The sequence below is a fragment of the Serratia sp. 22278 genome (assembly GCF_052045405.1).
GTDB classification, from domain to species: domain Bacteria; phylum Pseudomonadota; class Gammaproteobacteria; order Enterobacterales; family Enterobacteriaceae; genus Serratia; species Serratia marcescens.
Map to the genome: position 1 here is coordinate 20,617 of NZ_JBQEOW010000019.1, position 18,460 is coordinate 39,076.

Here is an 18,460-nt window from a genome sequence, read left to right on the forward strand (position 1 = left end):
TCCGCCTTTTCAAACTTCGTGAGGGATTATGAATCCGCTGTTATTCACCCCGCGTCGCCGCATTGCGGCCGCGCTCTGGCTTTCTTTAGGCGTCGCCGGCGCCGCGCTGGCGCAACCGCAGCCGCCGTTGGCGGAACGCGCGCCGAAAGCGCTGACGGCGCATGGCGAGACGCGTACCGACGATTATTACTGGCTGCGCGACGACAGCCGAAAAGAGCAAAAGGTACTGAATTACCTGAAGGCGGAGAACCGCTACACCGAGCAGATGATGGCGCCGTACCAGAAGCTGCGCGCCACGCTGTATCAGGAGATGCTGGGCCGCATGAGTCCTGACGATCGTTCGGTGCCGTATCAGCTCAACGGTTATCGCTATCAGGAAAGCTACGCCGCCGGTAAAGAGTTCGCGCGGTATCAGCGCCAGGCGCTCACCGCCGACGCGCCGTGGCAAACCCTGCTGGACGCCAACCAGCGCGCCGCCGGCCACGCTTACTATCGCCTGGGGGCGATGGACATTAGCCGGGACAACCGCCGTCTGGCGGTGGCCGAAGATCTGCAGGGCCGCCGCCAATACCGCATCTCCCTGCGCGAGTTAGGCAGCGAACGCTGGTCGCCGGAAACGCTGGAAAACACCTCCGGCAACATGGTGTGGGCCAACGACAACCAAACCCTGTTCTACGTGCGCAACCACCCGCAAACGCTGCTGCCGTATCAGGTCTACCGTCATCAGTACGGCACGCCGCCGGCGGAAGATAAGCTGGTGTACCAGGAAAACGACCCGGCGTTCTACCTCAGCCTCAGCCGTTCTTCTTCGCGTGACTACCTGATACTCACCATCAGCGGCAACACCACCTCCGAAGTGCGCCTGATCGACGCCAACCAGCCGCAGCGCGAGCCGCAGCTGTTCGCCGCCCGGCAGAACGGCCGCGAGTATTATCTCGATCACTACCGCGGCGAGTTCTACCTGCGCTCTAACCATCAGGACCCGAACTTCGGCCTGTACCACACGGCGGCGGCGGGTAAACCCTGGCAGACGCTGATCGCGCCGCAGGCGCAGCACGAGGTGGAGAGCTTCAGCCTGTTCCGCGACTGGCTGGTGGTGCAGGAGCGCGCCAACGGGCTGGTGCAGCTGCGGCAAATCAGCTGGGACGGCAAAACCGAGCGCGCCATCCCGTTCGACGACGCCAGCTACATGGCCTGGCTGGGCTATAACCCGGAGCCGGACAGCGATCGGTTGCGCTACGGTTATTCGGCGATGACCACGCCGACCCGCACCTATGAGTGGGATCTGAACAAGGGCGAGCGCACCCTGCTCAAGCAACAGGAAGTGAAAGGCGTCGATCCCAGCCTGTATCACAGCGAACGCATTTGGATCGCGGCGCGCGACGGCGTGAAGGTGCCGGTCTCGCTGGTGTACCGCACATCGCTGTTCAAAAACGGGCATAACCCGCTGCTGGTGTATGGCTATGGCGCTTACGGCATGAGCATGGATCCGGCGTTCAGCGCCAACCGCATCAGCCTGTTGGATCGCGGCTTCGTCTATGCGCTGATCCACGTGCGCGGCGGCGGCGAGCTGGGGCAGCGCTGGTACAAACAGGGCAAACTGACGCACAAACCGAACAGCTTCAACGATTTCATCGACGCTACCCAAGCGCTGATCAACGACGGCTACGGCCAACCGGGGCGCATCTACGCCATGGGCGGCAGCGCCGGCGGCTTGCTGATGGGGGCGGTGATCAATCAGGCGCCGCAGCTGTACAACGCGGTGGTGGCGCAGGTGCCGTTCGTCGACGTGGTGACCACCATGCTGGACGACAGCATTCCGCTCACCACCGGGGAATACGAGGAGTGGGGCAACCCGCACCAGCCGGCCGCCTATGCGCTGATGAAGTCCTACAGCCCGTACGACAACGTGCGCAGGCAGCGTTACCCGAACCTGCTGGTCACCAGTGGTTTGTACGACTCGCAGGTGCAGTATTGGGAACCGGCCAAATGGGTGGCGAAGCTGCGGCGCTTCAAGCAGGGCGATTCGCTGCTGCTGCTTTCCACCGACATGACCGCCGGCCACGGCGGCAAATCGGGCCGCCTGGCGCGGCTGGAAAACGGCGCGCTGGAGTACGCCTTTATTCTGGCGGCGGATCGGCAGGCGCAGAAATAACCTTCAGCGCCGCGGCACGCTGCGGCGCAATAAAACAATAACAACTTTTACCGCGCTTTCGGCGGGCTTTTTGCTGGGCATTGTCGGCCATCAAACCTTATTGGCTATTTCTGGGGATATATGAAAATCAAAATGATAGCGAGCCTGATCGGCGCGGGACTGGCGCTGTACGGGCCGGCTGCGGCCGCGCAGGAACAGGCGGAAAATAATAAAGGCAGCGTGGCGTTCAGCCCGCTCAACGTCTCGGCCGCCGACGGCGGCAAGAGCAGCGAAAAAGAGGCGTTGGCCAGGCCGGGCGCGTTCAGCTCGCGCGACGAAAACAAAAATCTGGAGTCGGTGGACAGCATTCTGCGCAGCATGCCGGGCACCTATACCCAGATCGATCCCGGCCAGGGATCGGTCAGCGTCAATATTCGCGGCCTGAGCGGCTTTGGCCGGGTCAACACCATGGTCGACGGCATCACGCAAAACTACTACGGCAACTCGCCGAGCGACGCGGCGCACGGGGGATTGCCCACCAGCCAGTTCGGGGCGCTGATCGATCCTAACTTTATCGTCGGCGTCGACGTGGCGCGCGGCAACGCCACCGGTTCCGACGGGGTGAACGCCCTGGCGGGCAGCGCCAACTTCCGCACCATCGGCGTGGACGATGTGGTGTTTTCCGATAACCCGTTCGGCGTGCGCACCAAATTCTCGGTGGGCAATAACGGCATCGGCCGCAGCGGCATGATCGCCGTGGGCGCCAAAACCGCCGCTTTTGCCGACGGCGGCAGTCTGGGGGCGATGGCGGCGATCAGCGGCAGCTCCATCACCTCCAACTACAAAAACGGCGCCGGTTTCGACAGCGAGATGTTCAACGTCGATAAAACCTACCGCCAGAACCCGAAATCCCAGCTGTTCAAGGTGGACATCAAGCCGGATGCCTTCAACAGCATCGAACTGTCGGCGCGCAGCTACCAGAATAAAATCACCCGCCGGCACATCGACAGCGACGATTTCTACCTTAAATACCACTACGCGCCGTTCTCCGAACTGATCGATTTCAACCTGACCGCCAGCACCAGCCGCGGCGAGCAGAAGTTCATGTCCGACAACATGGCGGGATTCAGCGACAGCACGGCGAAAAACATCTCCGATGCGCTAGATATCAACAACACCAGCCGTTTCAGCCTGCAGGACGTCGATTTCGCGTTCAGCTACGGCGGCAAGCTGGTGCGCAACGAGTATAAGAAAAAGGCCTCCGGTTTGGTGACGGATGACAATCAGGCGGAAAGCATGCCGGTGGGAATGTCGGGCAAGCAGGATATCTCCAGCCTGTACAGCGGCCTGCAGGCCAACTACGGCATCTGGCAGGGGAATTTCGATCTGAACTACACCGCCTATCGCCTCTCCGGCTATAAGCCGGCCTGTGACGAGCGCGTAGAGTGCTTCCCGCAGGGCGCCGGCAATATCAACCGTAACGAACACGGCTTCAACCCGTCGGTCATGCTGTCGGCGCAGGTGACGCCGTGGCTGCAGCCGTTCGTCAGCTACAGCAAGTCGATGCGCGGGCCGAATATCCAGGAGGTGTTCTTCGCCAACAGCGGCGGCCAGTCGATGAACCCGTTCCTCAAGGGCGAAAAAGCGGAGACCTGGCAGGGCGGGTTCAACGCCAATGCCCACGATCTGTTGTTCAAGCAGGACAGCTTCCAACTGAAAGCGGTCTATTTCGAAACCAGGATCAAAAACTACATCTCCAGCCAAACCTACCTGGTGTGTAAAGACCGCCAGAAGTGCAACCGTTCGCAGGCGACGCAGGAAGAGTGGGATAACGCGGACGTCAACGTCAGCATGACCATGTACAGCAACGCCCCCGAACCGGTCAAAATGCGCGGTGTGGAGATCGAAGCGCTGTACGACGCCGGTTTCGCGTTTACCAAACTGTCGTTAAGCAAGGAGCATACTTCCCAGCCGACCAACCAGGCCAGCAACGTGTTCGGCGCGGGTGATGTCAGCGAACTGCCGGAATTCTACTTCACGCTGGACAGCGGGGTGCGCCTGCTGGACGAGACGTTGACGCTGGGCGGGGTGGTGAAATACACCGGCAAAGCGGTGCGCCTGTCGCCTGATTCCACTCTCGATGAAAACGAACAGTTGATGAAGGAGCCGGCGCCGCATATTCCGACCATTATCGATCTGTACGGCACCTATCAGGTGAATCGCAATCTGCTGCTGAAGCTCAGCGTGCAAAACCTGATGGACAAGGACTACTCGGACGCGCTGAACAAGATGAATTCGCTGCCTTCGCAGTCACAAGATTTCACGCCGACCAACACCGCCCGTGGGCGGACTTATATCTTCGGGGGGGAGTTGCGCTTCTAAACCGCAGCAGAGCAGGGCGCAGTCACTGCGCCCGTTTCGCCTGCAGCAGCCATTTGTCCAGCTCGTTGGCGAACTGCTGGCGGTCGCGCTGGTTCAGGGCGTTCGGGCCGCCGGTCTGAATGCCGCTGGCGCGCAGGGTATCCATAAAATCGCGCATGTTGAGGCGCTCGCGGATGGTGTCCGGCGTGTAGCGTTCGCCGCGCGGGTTCAGCGCCACCGCACCTTTCTCGATCACCTCCGCCGCCAGCGGGATGTCGGCGGTGATCACCAGATCGCCCGCTTCGCAGCGGCGCACGATCTCGTTATCGGCCACGTCGAAGCCGGCCGCCACCTGCAGCGAACGGATGTGCTTCGACGGCGGCGTGCGCAATGGCTGGTTCGCCACCAGCGTGACGGTGATGGCGGTGCGATCGGCGGCGCGGAACAGCACCTCTTTGATCACGTTCGGACAGGCGTCCGCATCGACCCAAATCTGCATCATTTCGACTCCTGCAGCCAGTCGCGCACCGGCAGGAAATCGCGCGCCAGCGCCGCTTCCGGGCTGTCGGCCTCCGGCTGGTAGTTATATTCCCAACGCACCAGCGGCGGCATCGACATCAGGATGGACTCGGTGCGCCCGCCGGTTTGCAGCCCGAACAGCGTGCCGCGATCCCACACCAGGTTGAACTCCACATAGCGGCCGCGGCGATACAGCTGGAACTGGCGCTCGCGCTCGCCCCAGGTCAAGGCCTTGCGTTTTTCGACGATCGGCAGATAAGCGTCGAGGAAGCCCTGGCCCACCGCGCGGGTGAAGGCGAAACAATGGTCGAAATCCGGGGTGTTCAGATCGTCGTAGAACAGGCCGCCGATGCCGCGCGCTTCGTTGCGATGCTTGATGAAGAAGTAATCGTCGCACCACTGTTTATATTTGGGGTAGACCTCGTCGCCGAACGGCGCGCACAGCTCGGCCGCGGTGCGGTGCCAGTGCACGGCATCCTCTGCGAAACCGTAGAACGGCGTCAGGTCAAAACCGCCGCCGAACCACCACACCGGGGCTTCGCCCGGTTTTTCGGCGATGAAGAAGCGCACGTTGGCGTGGCTGGTGGGCACGTAGGGGCTGAGCGGGTGGATAACCAATGAGACGCCCATCGCCTGGAAGCTGCGTCCGGCCAGTTCCGGACGGTGCGCGGTCGCCGAGGCCGGCAGGGTGGCGCCGGAGACGTGCGAGAAGTTGACTCCTGCCTGTTCGAACACCGCGCCGTTGGTCAGCACGCGGCTGCGGCCACCGCCGCCTTCTTCACGCGTCCATTGGTCTTCGGTGAACACGGCGCCGCCGTCGGCCTGGGCGAGCTGCGCGCAGATGTGATCCTGCAGCGCCAGCAGGAAGGATTTTACTTCAGCGATGTTAGGTAAACTCATGCGGGGTCTTTATAGCGTCTGGCTGAACAAGGCGCTGAGTATACTCTTATTCGCCGCCCGCGGCATCAGCGGGGTTTGCGTTGGTGTGCGTCGAAATAGTCGAAGAAGTTGACGATGCCGTCCGCGATGGCGCGGGCGATTTTCTCGCGAAACGCGGTGGTGCCCAGCAGCCGTTCTTCGTTCGGGTTGGTGATGAACGAGGTTTCCACCAACACCGAGGGGATGGACGGGGATTTCAGCACCGCGAACGCCGCCTGTTCGGTGCTGTCGCTGTGCAGATGGTGCACCGGGCGAATTTGACCGAGCACGTGGCGGCCGAGCGTCAGGCTGTTGTTGATGGTGTCGGTTTGCACCAGATCGAACAGCACCTGCTGCAGGTAGTTGTCCTGATCCTTGTACTTGCCGCCCGCCACGTCGTCGGCGGCGTTTTCACGGTTGGACAGGTAGCGCGCCATGGCGCTGCTGGCGCCGCGGTTGGAGAGGGCGAACACCGAAGCGCCGGAGGCCGACGGGCTGGTAAAGCCGTCGGCGTGAATCGAAATGAACAGGTCGGCCTGGTGCTGGTGGGCGATCTCGACCCGCTGGAACAGCGGAATGAACTCATCTTCTTCGCGCGTCAGGCGCGCCTCGACGTGATCGTGCTCATGCAGGAAACGGCGCACGTGGTTGGCGATTTCCAGCACGATGTGTTTTTCCTGCGAGCCTTCGTGGCCGACCGCGCCGGAGTCGATGCCGCCGTGGCCGGGATCGATCATCACCCGCTTTTTGCCGCCGGCCGGTTTCGCCGCCGGTTTGCTGTGCTGATTGCGCAGCAGGCCTTCCGCCTTGGCGCTGTGGTTTTTCACGCCGAACAGCGCCACCGCCAGGCCGGAAAGCAACAGTTGGCGTCGCGTCGGGGAAACGGCAAGCGGCTTAAAATTGAGGAATTGTTTACCCTGCTTTTTCATTACGCAACGCTCCGTCGACGTTTCTATTTTGCGACGTTATATCGTATTGATAATCATTAATCGACCCGATAACTATTTCCATTTATTACGCCTGTTACCGGCGATTTCCGGGCAAAATAGCGCGCTAAATCGCAGTTTGATATTGCGTAAGTGAATAATCACGCGATAATCAGATAAACACCTTAATTAACAGCGGCCAACATCGATGGAAATTCGCGTATTTCGACAAGACGACTTTGAAGAAGTCATTACCCTGTGGGAGCGCTGCGATCTGCTGCGGCCCTGGAACGATCCGGAAATGGACATCGAGCGCAAGCTGAACCACGATCCGGAGCTGTTCCTGGTGGCGGAAGTCGGCGGCGAAGTGGTCGGTTCGGTGATGGGCGGCTATGACGGCCACCGCGGCTCGGCGTATTACCTCGGGGTGCATCCCGACTATCGCGGGCGCGGCATCGCCAATGCGTTGATCAACCGTCTGGAGAAGAAGCTGATCGCCCGCGGCTGCCCGAAGATCCAGATTATGGTGCGCGAAGACAACGACACGGTGGTTGAGATGTACGAGAAGCTCGGCTACGAAATCCAGGGCATCACCAGCCTGGGCAAGCGGCTGATCGAAGATCAGGAATATTGATCGAGCGGCGGACGGCGGTATAGCCCGCCCGCCGCATCGCATTACGGCAGCTTTTTGACGGTTTTCACGTCCACTTCCACGCTGCTCCAGTCTTTATCCACTTTCCCTTCCAACTGCACCTTGTCTTTCGGCGTGACGGTTTGGCCGTTCCAGCGCTTGCGATCGATCTCGACCGTCAGGGTGCCGGTGGCGTCGCGGAAGGTGTAGGTATCGTCGCCGATGCGCTGCTCGATGTTGCCCTGCAGCATCACCCAGGTGTCGTCGCTCAGCGATTTCACCTTGTCCACGGTGGTCAGCGCCGCGCTGGGGCCGGAGAAACCACCTTGTGCGGTGGTTTGCGTTTGAGCCTGCGGCGCGGCCGGATCGAGGAACCCGCCTTGTTGCGCCAGTACCGGTGCGCTGCACAGCGCGATCAGAGCGGCCAGAGTCAGTTTTTTCATGTTGCGCTTCCTTATCGTTATTGAAAATCACATCCCGCTGATATCGGGGGCTTGCTTAGTGATAGGGATTAAAACACGCCGATCTTAAGAGCTTCTTAAGCCGACGCATTGAAATTCCCATCGCCGGCGCCCATCTGTAGCCATAGTCTTTATTCTGTTGGCAAGGAACGATCGTTGAAGCCATTCTCACCCCGGTTTTCCCCGGATGATTACGACCAGCACGGCGCGCTGCGGCTGCCGCTGGGATTTTGGGCCGTGCTGATTTTGCAGGCGCGCACCTGGCTATTGTTCGTGATGGCCGGCGTTTCGCATGAGCAGGGCGAAAGCTTGCTGGCGCTGTTTTATCCGGATACCCAACGCTTTTGGTACGGCATGCTGCTCGGTCTGCCGGCGGCGCTGGCGTTTTTGCTGAGCGGCCGTCGCCACCAATGGCCGCGGCTGTGGCGCGGTTGGCGCTGGGGGCTGGCTGTCTCGCTGCTGGCGTCGCTCGGCGGCTCGCTGTTCAGCCTGTGGCGCCAGGACGGCGATGCGCCGGGGCTGGAGCTGACGTTGGCGCTGCTCGACGCGCTGGCGCTGAGCTATCTGTTGCTGAATGCGCGTCTGAAAGCCTGTTTCGCACCGGCGGAGCACGCCGACTAATTGCCGAGAAGTGCGGCACTTTTCGCATTTTCCGCACTCCAAGCTGGCAACCGTTGGCGTAGTGCGGGCCGTTGTGAGAGGCTGGCATGCAGCAAAACGCCGAGTGCGGCAGGGGCGGGTTACCGCCCCGTGCCATTGATGTTTAAGGAGCTAGAGATGAATATTCGCCCCCTGTTGTTAGGGCTTCCGTTGTTACTGACCGGCTGTTCGAGCATGTCCAATTTCTCTTGGTCCAGCCTGTCGCCGTTCAACTGGTTCGGCAGCAGCCTGGAGGTCGGCGCCAAGGGCGTCGGCAAGCTCAACGCCGGCACGCCGATGTCGGAAAGCGCCATCAATGACGGGCTGGACGGCAACTACCGCCTGCGCGGTGGCATGGCGACCAACAACGGCCAGATCGTCTCTTATTACCAGGCGCTGTCCGGCGACGAAGTGAAACTGGTGATCACCGGCGAACCGAAAGGGCGCCTGCAGCGCGTGGACGTGCTGGATCCGAAAGTGGCGACGGAGTGGGGCAACAAGCTCGGCACGCCGTTCGGCGATATGTACAGCAAGGCGTTCGGCTCCTGTAAGCCGGGCAGCGGCGAAGACGCCGGTAAAGTGGAGTGCGTGGCGGAGCAGAGCAAGTACGTCACCTACATCTTCAGCGGCAAGTGGGCCGGGGCGCAGGATATCATTCCGCCGGACGACACCCTGAAAAGCTGGACGGTCAGCAAAATCATCTGGCACGCCAAGCCGCAGCAGTAACGCGTTCAACGGGCGCCGGTTCGCGGCGCCTGCCTTTTCAAGCCATTACCCCTATTTTCTTTGCGCTGCTGCAAGGCAATCGCCCGCGCTTGCGGTATGATAGCGCGCGTTTGTAACAGGGAACCCGCGCGTCAACCGCCATACCTGTTGCCTGGTTTTGGTATTGAGGATAACAACATGACACAGGTTCAGAGCGGCATTCTGCTGGAGCACTGCCGTTTCGCCATTTTTATGGAAGCCAGCGTACAGGGCGAATTCGCCGACTTGCGCCAGGGCTGCAAGCAGTTTTGTCAGACCCTGAGCGAGCTGCAGCAGCAGTTCCCCGATGCGCGCCTCGGCGCGGTGATCGCTTTCGGTTACGACGTCTGGCACGATCTCTCCAGCGGCCAGGGCGCGAAAGAGTTGAAGCCGTTCACGCCGCTCGGCAAAGGGCTGGCGCCGGCCACCCAGCGCGATATGCTGATCCACATCCAGTCGCTGCGTCACGACGTCAACTTCACGCTGGCGCAGGCGGCGTTGGCGGCGTTCGGCAACGTCATCAAGATTGAAGAAGAAACCCACGGTTTCCGCTGGGTGGAAGAGCGCGATCTGAGCGGCTTCGTCGACGGCACCGAAAATCCGCAGGGCGATCAGCGCCCGGCAGTGGCGACGATCGCCGAAGGCGAAGAGGACGCAGGCGGCAGCTACGTGCTGGTGCAACGCTACGAGCACAACCTGCGCCAGTGGCAGCGCTTTACCACCGAACAGCAGGAGCAGATCATCGGCCGCACCAAGCACGATAGCGAAGAGCTGCCGGCCGATCAGCGCCCGGATACCTCGCACGTCAGCCGCGTCGATTTGAAAGAGAACGGCAAGGGCCTGAAAATTCTGCGTCAGAGCCTGCCTTACGGCACCGCCAGCGGCAAGCACGGCCTGTTCTTCATCGCCTATTGCGCGCGCCTGCACAATATCGAGCAGCAACTGCTGAGCATGTTCGGCGATCTGGACGGCAAACGTGACGCGATGTTGCGCTTCAGCCGTGCAGTGACCGGCAGCTACTACTTTGCGCCATCGCTGACGCGCCTGCTGTCACTTTGACGCCGTCGCCGAAGCCGGCGCGTCCGGCTTCGGTCCGTTTTCCCGTCCCGAAAACGCCTCGCATTCCCTGCCTTATAGCGTTTGATGCTTGTAAATCACTAAACGGTATATAAAAGCGTTACAGCTCCGCACCGAGTTATAAATACACTGGTCGTCAATAAGGCGAAAGCCTGAAGGAATGACTCAGTGATAAGGTGCAGAATGAAACAAAACCGGGTTAAAAATCTCGTGCTGAAAGGTTGGCTGGCGGCTGCGCTGTTGGCGAGCGGCGCCGCGTCGGCGGCGGAATTGCTGAACAGCTCTTATGACGTTTCCCGTGAATTGTTCGTCGCGCTGAATCCCGGCTTTGAACAGCAGTGGAATCAACAGCACCCGAACGACAAGCTGACCATCAAACAGTCGCACGCCGGCTCCTCCAAGCAGGCGCTGGCTATCCTGCAAGGCTTGCGCGCCGACGTGGTGACGTACAACCAGGTGACCGACGTGCAGATCCTGCACGATCGCGGGCAGCTGATCCCGGCGGACTGGCAGGCGCGCCTGCCCAACAACAGCTCGCCGTTCTATTCCACCATGGCGTTTTTAGTGCGCAAGGACAACCCGAAGGGCATCCACACCTGGAACGATTTGGTGCGCGACGACGTGAAGCTGGTGTTCCCGAATCCGAAAACCTCCGGCAATGGCCGCTACACCTATCTGGCCGCCTGGGGCGCCGCCAGCCAGGCTGACGGCAACGATGCGGCCAAGACCCGCGCCTTTATGACTCGTTTCCTGAAAAACGTGCTGGTGTTCGATACCGGTGGCCGCGGCGCGACCACCACCTTCGTCGAACGCGGCTTGGGCGACGTGCTGATCAGCTTCGAGTCCGAAGTGAACAACATCCGTAAGCAATACGGTGAAGACAAGTACGAAGTGATCGTGCCGCCGGTCGATATTCTGGCGGAGTTTCCTGTGGCCTGGGTCGACAAAAACGTCGAGCGCAACGGCACCGAGCAGGCGGCCAAAGCCTATCTGAACTACCTCTACAGCCCGGCGGCGCAGCAGGTGATCACCAGCTTCTACTACCGCGTCTATGACCAGAAAGCGATGGCGGCGGCGAAGGGGCAATTCCCGGACACCCAACTGTTCCGGGTGGAAGACCAGTTCGGCGGTTGGCCGCAGGTGATGAAAACTCACTTCGCCACCGGCGGCGAGTTGGATCAGCTGTTAGCGGCAGGGCGCAAGTAAATGTTGGCGTTGTCGTCCAGTAAGCGGGTGCTGCCCGGATTTGGCCTCAGCCTCGGCAGCAGCCTGTTTTATACCTGTCTGATCCTGCTGCTGCCGCTCACCGCGCTGGTGATGCAGCTGGCGCAGATGAGCCTGGCGCAATATTGGGAAGTGATTTCCAACCCGCAGGTGGTGGCGGCGTACAAAGTGACGCTGCTGGCCGCCGGCGTCGCCAGCCTGTTCAACGCGGTGTTCGGCATGCTGATGGCCTGGATCCTGACGCGCTACCGTTTTCCCGGCCGTTCACTGCTGGACGGCCTGATCGATCTGCCGTTCGCGCTGCCGACGGCGGTGGCCGGCCTGACGCTGGCCGGTCTGTTTTCCACCACGGGCTGGTACGGTCAGTGGCTGGCGCACTTTGACATTAAGGTCACCTTCACCTGGCTTGGGATCGCGGTGGCGATGGCGTTCACCAGCCTGCCGTTTGTGGTGCGCACCGTGCAGCCGGTTTTGGAAGAGCTGGGGCCGGAATACGAAGAGGCGGCCGAGACGCTGGGTGCCACGCGCTGGCAGAGCTTTCGCCGCGTGGTGTTGCCCGAGGTGGCGCCGGCGCTGCTGGCCGGCACCGCCATTTCCTTTACCCGCAGCCTGGGCGAGTTCGGCGCGGTGATTTTCATCGCCGGCAACATCGCCTGGAAGACGGAAGTGACCTCGCTGATGATTTTTGTACGTTTGCAGGAGTTCGATTACCCGGCGGCCAGCGCTATCGCTTCGGTGATCCTGGCGGCGTCGCTGCTGCTGCTGTTCAGCATTAACGTATTGCAAAGCCGTTTCGGCAGACGTTTGGGAGGAGGGCACTGATGGCTGATGTTTCCGCCTTCAACGGCGCCGAGCGCCCGCGCGTCAACTGGGGCAAGTGGACGCTGATCGCCATCGGCGCGCTGTTCTCGGTGCTGCTGCTGGTGGTGCCGATGATGTCGATTTTCGCCGAGGCCTTTTCCAAAGGGTTCGGCGCGATGTGGAGCAACTTGCTCGATCCGGACATGCTGCACGCCATTTGGCTGACGGTCTTGATCGCGCTGATCACCGTGCCGTTCAACCTGGTGTTCGGCACGTTGCTGGCGTGGCTGGTGACGCGCTTCACCTTCCCCGGCCGCCAGCTGCTGCTGACGCTGATCGATATCCCGTTCGCCGTTTCACCGGTGGTGGCGGGGCTGATTTACCTGCTGTTTTACGGCAGCAACGGCCTGCTGGGCGGCTGGCTGGATGCGCATAACATCCAGATCATGTTCTCTTGGCCGGGCATGGTACTGGTGACCATTTTCGTCACCTGTCCCTTCGTGGTGCGCGAGCTGGTGCCGATGATGCTCAGCCAGGGCAGCCAGGAAGACGAGGCCGCCATTCTGCTGGGGGCGTCCGGCTGGCAGATGTTCCGCCGCGTGACGCTGCCCAACATTCGCTGGGCGTTGCTATACGGTGTGGTGCTGACCAACGCGCGCGCCATCGGCGAGTTCGGCGCGGTGTCGGTGGTGTCCGGTTCGATTCGCGGCGAAACCTACAGCCTGCCGCTGCAGGTCGAGCTGTTGCAGCAGGATTACAACACCGTCGGCTCCTTTACCGCCGCCGCCCTGTTGACCCTGATGGCGATCGTTACCCTATTTTTGAAGAGTGCGCTGCAGTGGCGTCTGGAACGCCAAAACGCGCGTCTCGAGCGGGAGGAAAATCATGAGCATTGAGATTAACGGCATCAACAAGTACTTCGGTCGCACCAAGGTATTGAACGATATCTCGCTCGATATTGCTTCCGGCGAGATGGTGGCGCTGCTTGGGCCATCCGGTTCCGGCAAGACCACGCTGCTGCGCATCATCGCCGGGCTGGAAAGCCAGAGCGGCGGCAAGCTGGGCTTCCACGGCACCGACGTCAGCCACATGCACGCGCGCGACAGGCGCGTGGGCTTCGTGTTTCAGCACTATGCGCTGTTCCGCCACATGACGGTGTTCGACAACATCGCTTTCGGCCTGACCGTGCTGCCGCGCCGCGAGCGCCCGAACGCCGCGGCGATCAAACAGAAAGTCACTCAGCTGCTGGAAATGGTGCAGTTGGGCCACCTGGCCAACCGCTATCCGTCGCAGCTGTCCGGCGGCCAGAAACAGCGCGTGGCGCTGGCGCGCGCCCTGGCGGTGGAACCGCAAATTCTGCTGCTGGACGAACCGTTCGGCGCGCTGGATGCGCAGGTGCGCAAAGAGCTGCGCCGCTGGCTGCGTCAGCTGCACGAAGAGCTGAAATTCACCAGCGTGTTCGTCACCCACGATCAGGAAGAGGCGATGGAAGTGGCCGACCGCATCGTGGTGATGAGCCAGGGCAATATCGAACAGGTCGGGTCGCCGGAAGAGATTATGCGCGAACCGGCCAGCCGCTTCGTGCTGGAGTTCATGGGGGAAGTGAACCGCCTGAACGGCGAAATTCGCGGCTCCCAGCTGTTCGTCGGCGCGCACCAGTGGCCGCTGTCGTTCCAGCCGATGCACCAGGGCAGCGTCGATCTGTTTCTGCGCCCGTGGGAAATGGAAGTGGCGACCGAAAGCAGCGAGCGTTGCCCGCTGCCGGTGCAGGTGCTGGAAGTCAGCCCGCGTGGTCACTTCTGGCAGCTGACGGTGCAGCCGATCGGCTGGCATCAGGAACCGATCGGCGTGGTGTTGCCGGAAGGCAACGCCACGCCGGTGCGCGGCGGCCGTTATTACGTCGGCAGCCTCAATGCGCGGCTGTATGCCGGCGATCAACTGCTGCAACCTGTTGCGTTAGCCAAAAGCGCCTGATAGGTTTTAGCCGTCCTTTTCTTCAAGGCAACCCCGGGGTTGCCTTTTTACTTTACGCACACCAACACACAGGCAAAGATCGTGACAACGCTCGAACAATGCATCGGGAATACCCCGCTGGTACAACTGCAACGGCTGGCCGCCCAGGCGGGCAGCGAGGTATGGGTCAAACTGGAAGGCAATAACCCGGCGGGATCGGTGAAGGATCGCGCCGCGTTGGCGATGATCCAGCAGGCGGAGCTGCGCGGGGAGATCAAGCCCGGCGACGTGCTGATCGAGGCTACCAGCGGCAACACCGGCATTGCACTGGCGATGATCGCTGCATTGAAAGGCTATGCGCTGAAGCTGCTGATGCCGGAGAACATGAGCCTGGAGCGGCAGGCGGCGATGCGCGCCTACGGTGCGGAACTGATCCTGGTCAGCCGTGAGCAGGGGATGGAAGGGGCGCGCGATCTGGCGCTGGAGATGCAGCGCCAGGGGCAGGGCAAGGTGCTGGATCAGTTTAACAATCTCGACAATCCCTATGCCCACTTCACCACCACCGGCCCGGAGATCTGGCGCCAGACCGAAGGGCGCATCACGCACTTCGTTTCCAGCATGGGCACCACCGGCACCATTACCGGCGTGGGCGGTTATCTGAAAAGCCAGAACCCGCAGGTGCAGATCGTCGGCCTGCAGCCGGCGGAGGGCAGCAGCATCCCCGGCATTCGCCGTTGGTCGCCCGCTTACCTGCCGGGGATTTTCCGCCCGGAGCTGGTGGATCAGGTGTTGGATATCGAACAGGGCGATGCCGAGCAGACCATGCGCCAGTTGGCGCAGCGTGAAGGCATTTTCTGCGGCGTCAGCTCCGGCGGTGCCGTAGCCGGCGCCTTGCGCATCGCGGCGGCCCATCCTGGCAGCGTGGTGGTGGCGATCGTCTGCGATCGCGGTGACCGTTACCTCTCTACCGGCGTGTTCGACTGATCGCTCCTTCCCGGCGGTGTGTTCCGTCGGGAGAATCTTTCCCACTTTCCTTCCGACAGACGGCAGCCCCGCTTGCGTGGTAGCTGCCGCTTGCTCGTGCGCCAATGCCATGACTGAAGTAGAGAAATTGCGCGGCAGCGACCACAATAACGGTGGCGAGACGCAAAGAGCGATGTGTAAGGATTGAGTAAAACCGGCTGCGGGCCGGCGGAATTGGCGGGAAAATAACGAAAATCGGTGAAGGAGCAAGGCATGAAAATTTTACTGGTCGACGATGACCTGGAGCTTGGCACCATGCTGAGCGAATACCTGACGGGCGAAGGCTTCGACGCCACGCTGGTGCTGACCGGCAAGGCGGGGGTTGAGGGCGCGCTGTCGGGCGACTATACCGCGATGATCCTCGACATCATGCTGCCGGACATGAGCGGCATCGACGTGCTGCGCGATGTGCGTAAAAAGAGCCGGCTGCCGATCATCATGCTGACCGCCAAAGGCGACAACATCGATCGGGTGATTGGCCTGGAGATGGGCGCTGACGATTACATGCCCAAACCGTGCTACCCGCGCGAATTGGTGGCGCGTCTGCGCGCGGTGCTGCGCCGTTTCGAAGAGCGGCCGCAAGAGGCGGACGAGGAGGCCGCCATCAGCTTCGGCGAGCTGACGCTGAACCCTTCAACCCGCAGCAGCGAATGGCGCGGTAAGGCGTTTGATCTGACCGCTTCGGAATTCAATCTGTTGGAGCTGTTGCTGCGCGCGCCGGATCGCGTGGTATCGAAGGACGAACTGTCCGAGAAGGGGCTGGGGCGCCCGCGCGAGGCCTATGATCGCAGCGTGGACGTGCATATCAGCAATATCCGCCAGAAGCTGAGCGCGCTGGCCGGCAGTAAGCTCAGCATCGAGACGGTGCGCAGCATCGGCTATCGCATTCGGTAACCTGACATGCGTGGAAGACTGTTCTGGAAAATTTTACTCGGCTTTTGGCTGACCTTTCTCATCATGACGCAGGCGCTGTGGGTGGCGTTTTCTCTCTATGGCGATCGCTATGTGCCGCCGGAGAACGCCATGGCGCGGCGGGTCATCGGCCTGCAGCTGACCTCGGCCGCCGCTCAGTTGCGCCGCGGCGGCATGCCGGCGCTGGAAGCCTTGATGCGCGACTGGCCCGAGGACGATCGGCGTCTGCTGTCGGTGACGCCAATGACCCAACCGCCGCCTGCACCGGAAGAATCGGTGTTTGAAGGGCGGCGGATGCCGAAAGCGATTTCCGCCTGGGTGCAGACCGGGGAAGGGCAGGGTTACTGGCTGAGCTATGACGTGCGCGGGCTGCGGGAAGAGTATCGGCCGGAGCGGCGTTCCCACTTCTTCAACATTCCTGCGCCGATGCTGTGGGTCGGCGGGCTGGGCGGTTTGCTGTTCAGCGCCGTGCTGGCCTGGAACCTGACCCGGCCGATGCGTCAGCTGCGTGGCGGCCTGGATCGGGTGGCGCAGGGCGATCTCTCGGTGCGGCTGTTTCCGACGATGCGGCGCCGCCATGACGAGCTGTCCGACGTGGCGCGCGATTTCGACACTATGGCCGAACGCCTGGAGCTGTTGGTCAGCGCCCGCGAGCAGCTGTTGCACGACGTCTCGCACGAGCTGCGTTCACCGCTGGCGCGCCTGCAGCTGGCGATCGGACTGGCGCGACAGAATGCCGGCAACGTCGAAACCTCACTCAAGCGCATCGAACATGAGTCGGGGCGGCTGGACAAAATGATCGGCGAGCTGCTGGCGCTGTCGCGTACCGAACACAGCAGCCTGCCGGACGAAGAGTATTTCGATCTGTACGGCCTGGTGGATGCGGTGGTGAGCGATGCGCGCTACGAGGCGCAGGTGCCCGGCGTGGATATCGTGCTGCAGGCCGAATCGGACGTGGAGTATACCGTCAAGGGCAATGCGGAGCTGATGCGGCGAGCGGTGGACAACATCGTGCGCAATGCGCTGCGCTTTTCCATCCACGGGCAGCGGGTGACGGTGGCGCTGTCGCGCGTCGATAACCAGTTCCAGATCGCCGTCAGCGATCAGGGGCCGGGGGTCGAAGAGGCGAAGCTGTCGAGCATCTTCGATCCGTTCGTGCGCGTGAAGTCGGCGCAGTCGGGCAAGGGCTACGGCCTGGGGCTGGCGATTACCCGCAAGGTGGTGTTGACGCACGGTGGCCAGGTTGAGGCGCGCAACGGCGACAAAGAGGGGCTGGTCATTACCCTGCGTATCCCGCGCTGGCAATAATAGACTATCTTACTTGCCATTTTGAACTAGGGCAGTGCACGCCTTCGTCACGTACTGCGTGTACGCTTCGAAGGTTGCGCGCTGTCCATGTTCAAACTGCCTGCGCCGATAACGTCTATTATCCGCGGCATACCCAAAGGATTTCGAATTGCAGCTAGGCGGCAAGCGGGGGAATCTTCGGGAGCTTACTCCGGTAAGTGACCGGGGTGAGCACGTGCGGCCAACAACGCTGCGGTTCGAAAGACGAAGGGGATAAAAAAAACGGCGCCGAGGGCGCCGTTTTTCTTGCTCATCCGCGATTACTTCTTGATGCGGATGATCGGGGTTTCGCCAACGGTCACGCTGCCCGACAGTTTGATCAGCTCTTTGATCTCGTCCATGTTGGAGATAACGACCGGCGTCAGGGTAGACTTGGCTTTCTCTTCCAGCAGTGGCAGGTTGAACTCGATAACGACGTCGCCTTTCTTGACGCGCTGGCCTTCTTCGGCGATGCGTTTGAAGCCTTCGCCTTTCAGTTCTACGGTATCGATGCCGAAGTGGACGAACAGCTCAATGCCGCTGTCGGATTCGATAGAGAATGCATGGTTGGTTTCGAAAATCTTGCCGATGGTGCCGTCAACCGGAGCAACCATTTTGTTGCCGGCCGGTTTGATGGCGATACCGTCGCCAACGATTTTTTCAGCGAACACTACGTCCGGCACATCTTCGATATTGACGATTTCGCCAGAAAGGGGAGCGACGATCTCGATAGTGCCCGTGTCTTTCTTGTCATCAGAAACCAGAGATTTCAGTTTATCGAACAAACCCATGATCTTCTCCTAAGCATTAA

General features: G+C 61.3%; 18 protein-coding genes. 13 read left to right on the forward strand and 5 right to left on the reverse strand.

What is annotated here, in order from left to right; genetic code table 11:
- Positions 1-28 precede the first annotated feature (28 nt).
- Both ACTJJ6_RS22460 and ACTJJ6_RS22465 read left to right on the forward strand, forming a co-directional pair.
- Complete coding sequence (locus tag ACTJJ6_RS22460; protein WP_080353556.1) at positions 29-2,155, forward strand: S9 family peptidase; 2,127 nt, start codon at positions 29-31, stop codon at positions 2,153-2,155.
- A gap of 120 nt (positions 2,156-2,275) precedes the next feature.
- A complete protein-coding gene (locus ACTJJ6_RS22465) occupies positions 2,276-4,516 on the forward strand; it encodes a TonB-dependent receptor domain-containing protein (protein WP_016926772.1) in 2,241 nt (746 codons plus the stop codon).
- Positions 4,517-4,538: 22 nt separating this feature from the next.
- Here the strand turns inward: ACTJJ6_RS22465 and ACTJJ6_RS22470 are convergent, their stop codons facing one another.
- From ACTJJ6_RS22470 to amiA, 3 genes are all read right to left on the reverse strand, one after another.
- The gene (locus ACTJJ6_RS22470) at positions 4,539-4,994 is read right to left on the reverse strand and encodes a YaiI/YqxD family protein (RefSeq protein WP_028127767.1); all 456 of its coding nucleotides are present in this window, start codon (positions 4,992-4,994) and stop codon (positions 4,539-4,541) included.
- Positions 4,994-5,914, reverse strand: coding sequence for an oxygen-dependent coproporphyrinogen oxidase (gene hemF, locus ACTJJ6_RS22475; RefSeq protein WP_016926774.1), 921 nt, complete (start codon positions 5,912-5,914; stop codon positions 4,994-4,996). Before hemF ends, ACTJJ6_RS22470 begins: the two co-directional genes overlap by 1 nt.
- A gap of 65 nt (positions 5,915-5,979) precedes the next feature.
- Positions 5,980-6,861, reverse strand: a complete 882-nt coding sequence (gene amiA, locus ACTJJ6_RS22480) for an N-acetylmuramoyl-L-alanine amidase AmiA (RefSeq protein ID WP_049299544.1) — start codon at positions 6,859-6,861, stop codon at positions 5,980-5,982.
- A 205-nt stretch (positions 6,862-7,066) separates the two neighbouring features.
- On the opposite strand from amiA, the gene ACTJJ6_RS22485 reads away from it, so the two are divergent.
- On the forward strand, positions 7,067-7,492 hold the full coding sequence (locus tag ACTJJ6_RS22485) for a GNAT family acetyltransferase (RefSeq protein ID WP_004936504.1): 426 nt from the start codon (positions 7,067-7,069) through the stop codon (positions 7,490-7,492).
- A 41-nt stretch (positions 7,493-7,533) separates the two neighbouring features.
- On the opposite strand, the gene ACTJJ6_RS22490 is transcribed toward ACTJJ6_RS22485, so the two are convergent.
- Entirely contained in the window at positions 7,534-7,932 is a 399-nt protein-coding gene (locus tag ACTJJ6_RS22490; protein ID WP_016926776.1) for a YgiW/YdeI family stress tolerance OB fold protein, read from the reverse strand.
- Between the two features lie 174 nt (positions 7,933-8,106).
- Here ACTJJ6_RS22490 and ACTJJ6_RS22495 point away from each other — a divergent pair, with 174 nt between their 5' ends.
- The 10 genes from ACTJJ6_RS22495 to ACTJJ6_RS22540 all read left to right on the forward strand — a co-directional run bounded on the left by ACTJJ6_RS22495 (position 8,107) and on the right by ACTJJ6_RS22540 (position 17,631).
- Positions 8,107-8,571, forward strand: a complete 465-nt coding sequence (locus tag ACTJJ6_RS22495) for a DUF2919 domain-containing protein (RefSeq protein ID WP_016926777.1) — start codon at positions 8,107-8,109, stop codon at positions 8,569-8,571.
- Positions 8,572-8,727: 156 nt separating this feature from the next.
- Complete coding sequence (locus tag ACTJJ6_RS22500) at positions 8,728-9,315, forward strand: RpoE-regulated lipoprotein (RefSeq protein WP_004936494.1); 588 nt, start codon at positions 8,728-8,730, stop codon at positions 9,313-9,315.
- A 177-nt stretch (positions 9,316-9,492) separates the two neighbouring features.
- Complete coding sequence (locus ACTJJ6_RS22505) at positions 9,493-10,392, forward strand: Dyp-type peroxidase (RefSeq protein ID WP_016926778.1); 900 nt, start codon at positions 9,493-9,495, stop codon at positions 10,390-10,392.
- 201 nt (positions 10,393-10,593) lie between these two features.
- A complete protein-coding gene (locus ACTJJ6_RS22510; protein ID WP_033632428.1) occupies positions 10,594-11,616 on the forward strand; it encodes a sulfate ABC transporter substrate-binding protein in 1,023 nt (340 codons plus the stop codon).
- Complete coding sequence (gene cysT, locus ACTJJ6_RS22515) at positions 11,617-12,456, forward strand: sulfate/thiosulfate ABC transporter permease CysT (RefSeq protein WP_019453852.1); 840 nt, start codon at positions 11,617-11,619, stop codon at positions 12,454-12,456.
- Positions 12,456-13,331: a sulfate/thiosulfate ABC transporter permease CysW gene (gene cysW / locus ACTJJ6_RS22520; RefSeq protein WP_019453851.1), complete on the forward strand. Its 876-nt coding sequence runs from the start codon at positions 12,456-12,458 to the stop codon at positions 13,329-13,331. Before cysT ends, cysW begins: the two co-directional genes overlap by 1 nt.
- The gene (gene cysA / locus ACTJJ6_RS22525) at positions 13,321-14,409 is read left to right on the forward strand and encodes a sulfate/thiosulfate ABC transporter ATP-binding protein CysA (protein ID WP_440803027.1); all 1,089 of its coding nucleotides are present in this window, start codon (positions 13,321-13,323) and stop codon (positions 14,407-14,409) included. The genes cysW and cysA overlap by 11 nt, the downstream gene beginning before the upstream one ends.
- 81 nt (positions 14,410-14,490) lie before the next feature.
- A complete protein-coding gene (cysM, locus tag ACTJJ6_RS22530) occupies positions 14,491-15,372 on the forward strand; it encodes a cysteine synthase CysM (RefSeq protein ID WP_028127766.1) in 882 nt (293 codons plus the stop codon).
- A 252-nt stretch (positions 15,373-15,624) separates the two neighbouring features.
- A complete protein-coding gene (locus ACTJJ6_RS22535) occupies positions 15,625-16,305 on the forward strand; it encodes a response regulator transcription factor (RefSeq protein WP_016926783.1) in 681 nt (226 codons plus the stop codon).
- Positions 16,306-16,311: 6 nt separating this feature from the next.
- Positions 16,312-17,631 carry an ATP-binding protein gene (locus ACTJJ6_RS22540; RefSeq protein ID WP_440803030.1) on the forward strand — a complete coding sequence of 440 codons (1,320 nt, stop codon included), beginning with the start codon at positions 16,312-16,314 and terminating at the stop codon, positions 17,629-17,631.
- Positions 17,632-17,930: 299 nt separating this feature from the next.
- On the opposite strand, the gene crr is transcribed toward ACTJJ6_RS22540, so the two are convergent.
- Complete coding sequence (gene crr, locus ACTJJ6_RS22545) at positions 17,931-18,440, reverse strand: PTS glucose transporter subunit IIA (protein ID WP_004936467.1); 510 nt, start codon at positions 18,438-18,440, stop codon at positions 17,931-17,933.
- Positions 18,441-18,460 lie beyond the last annotated feature (20 nt).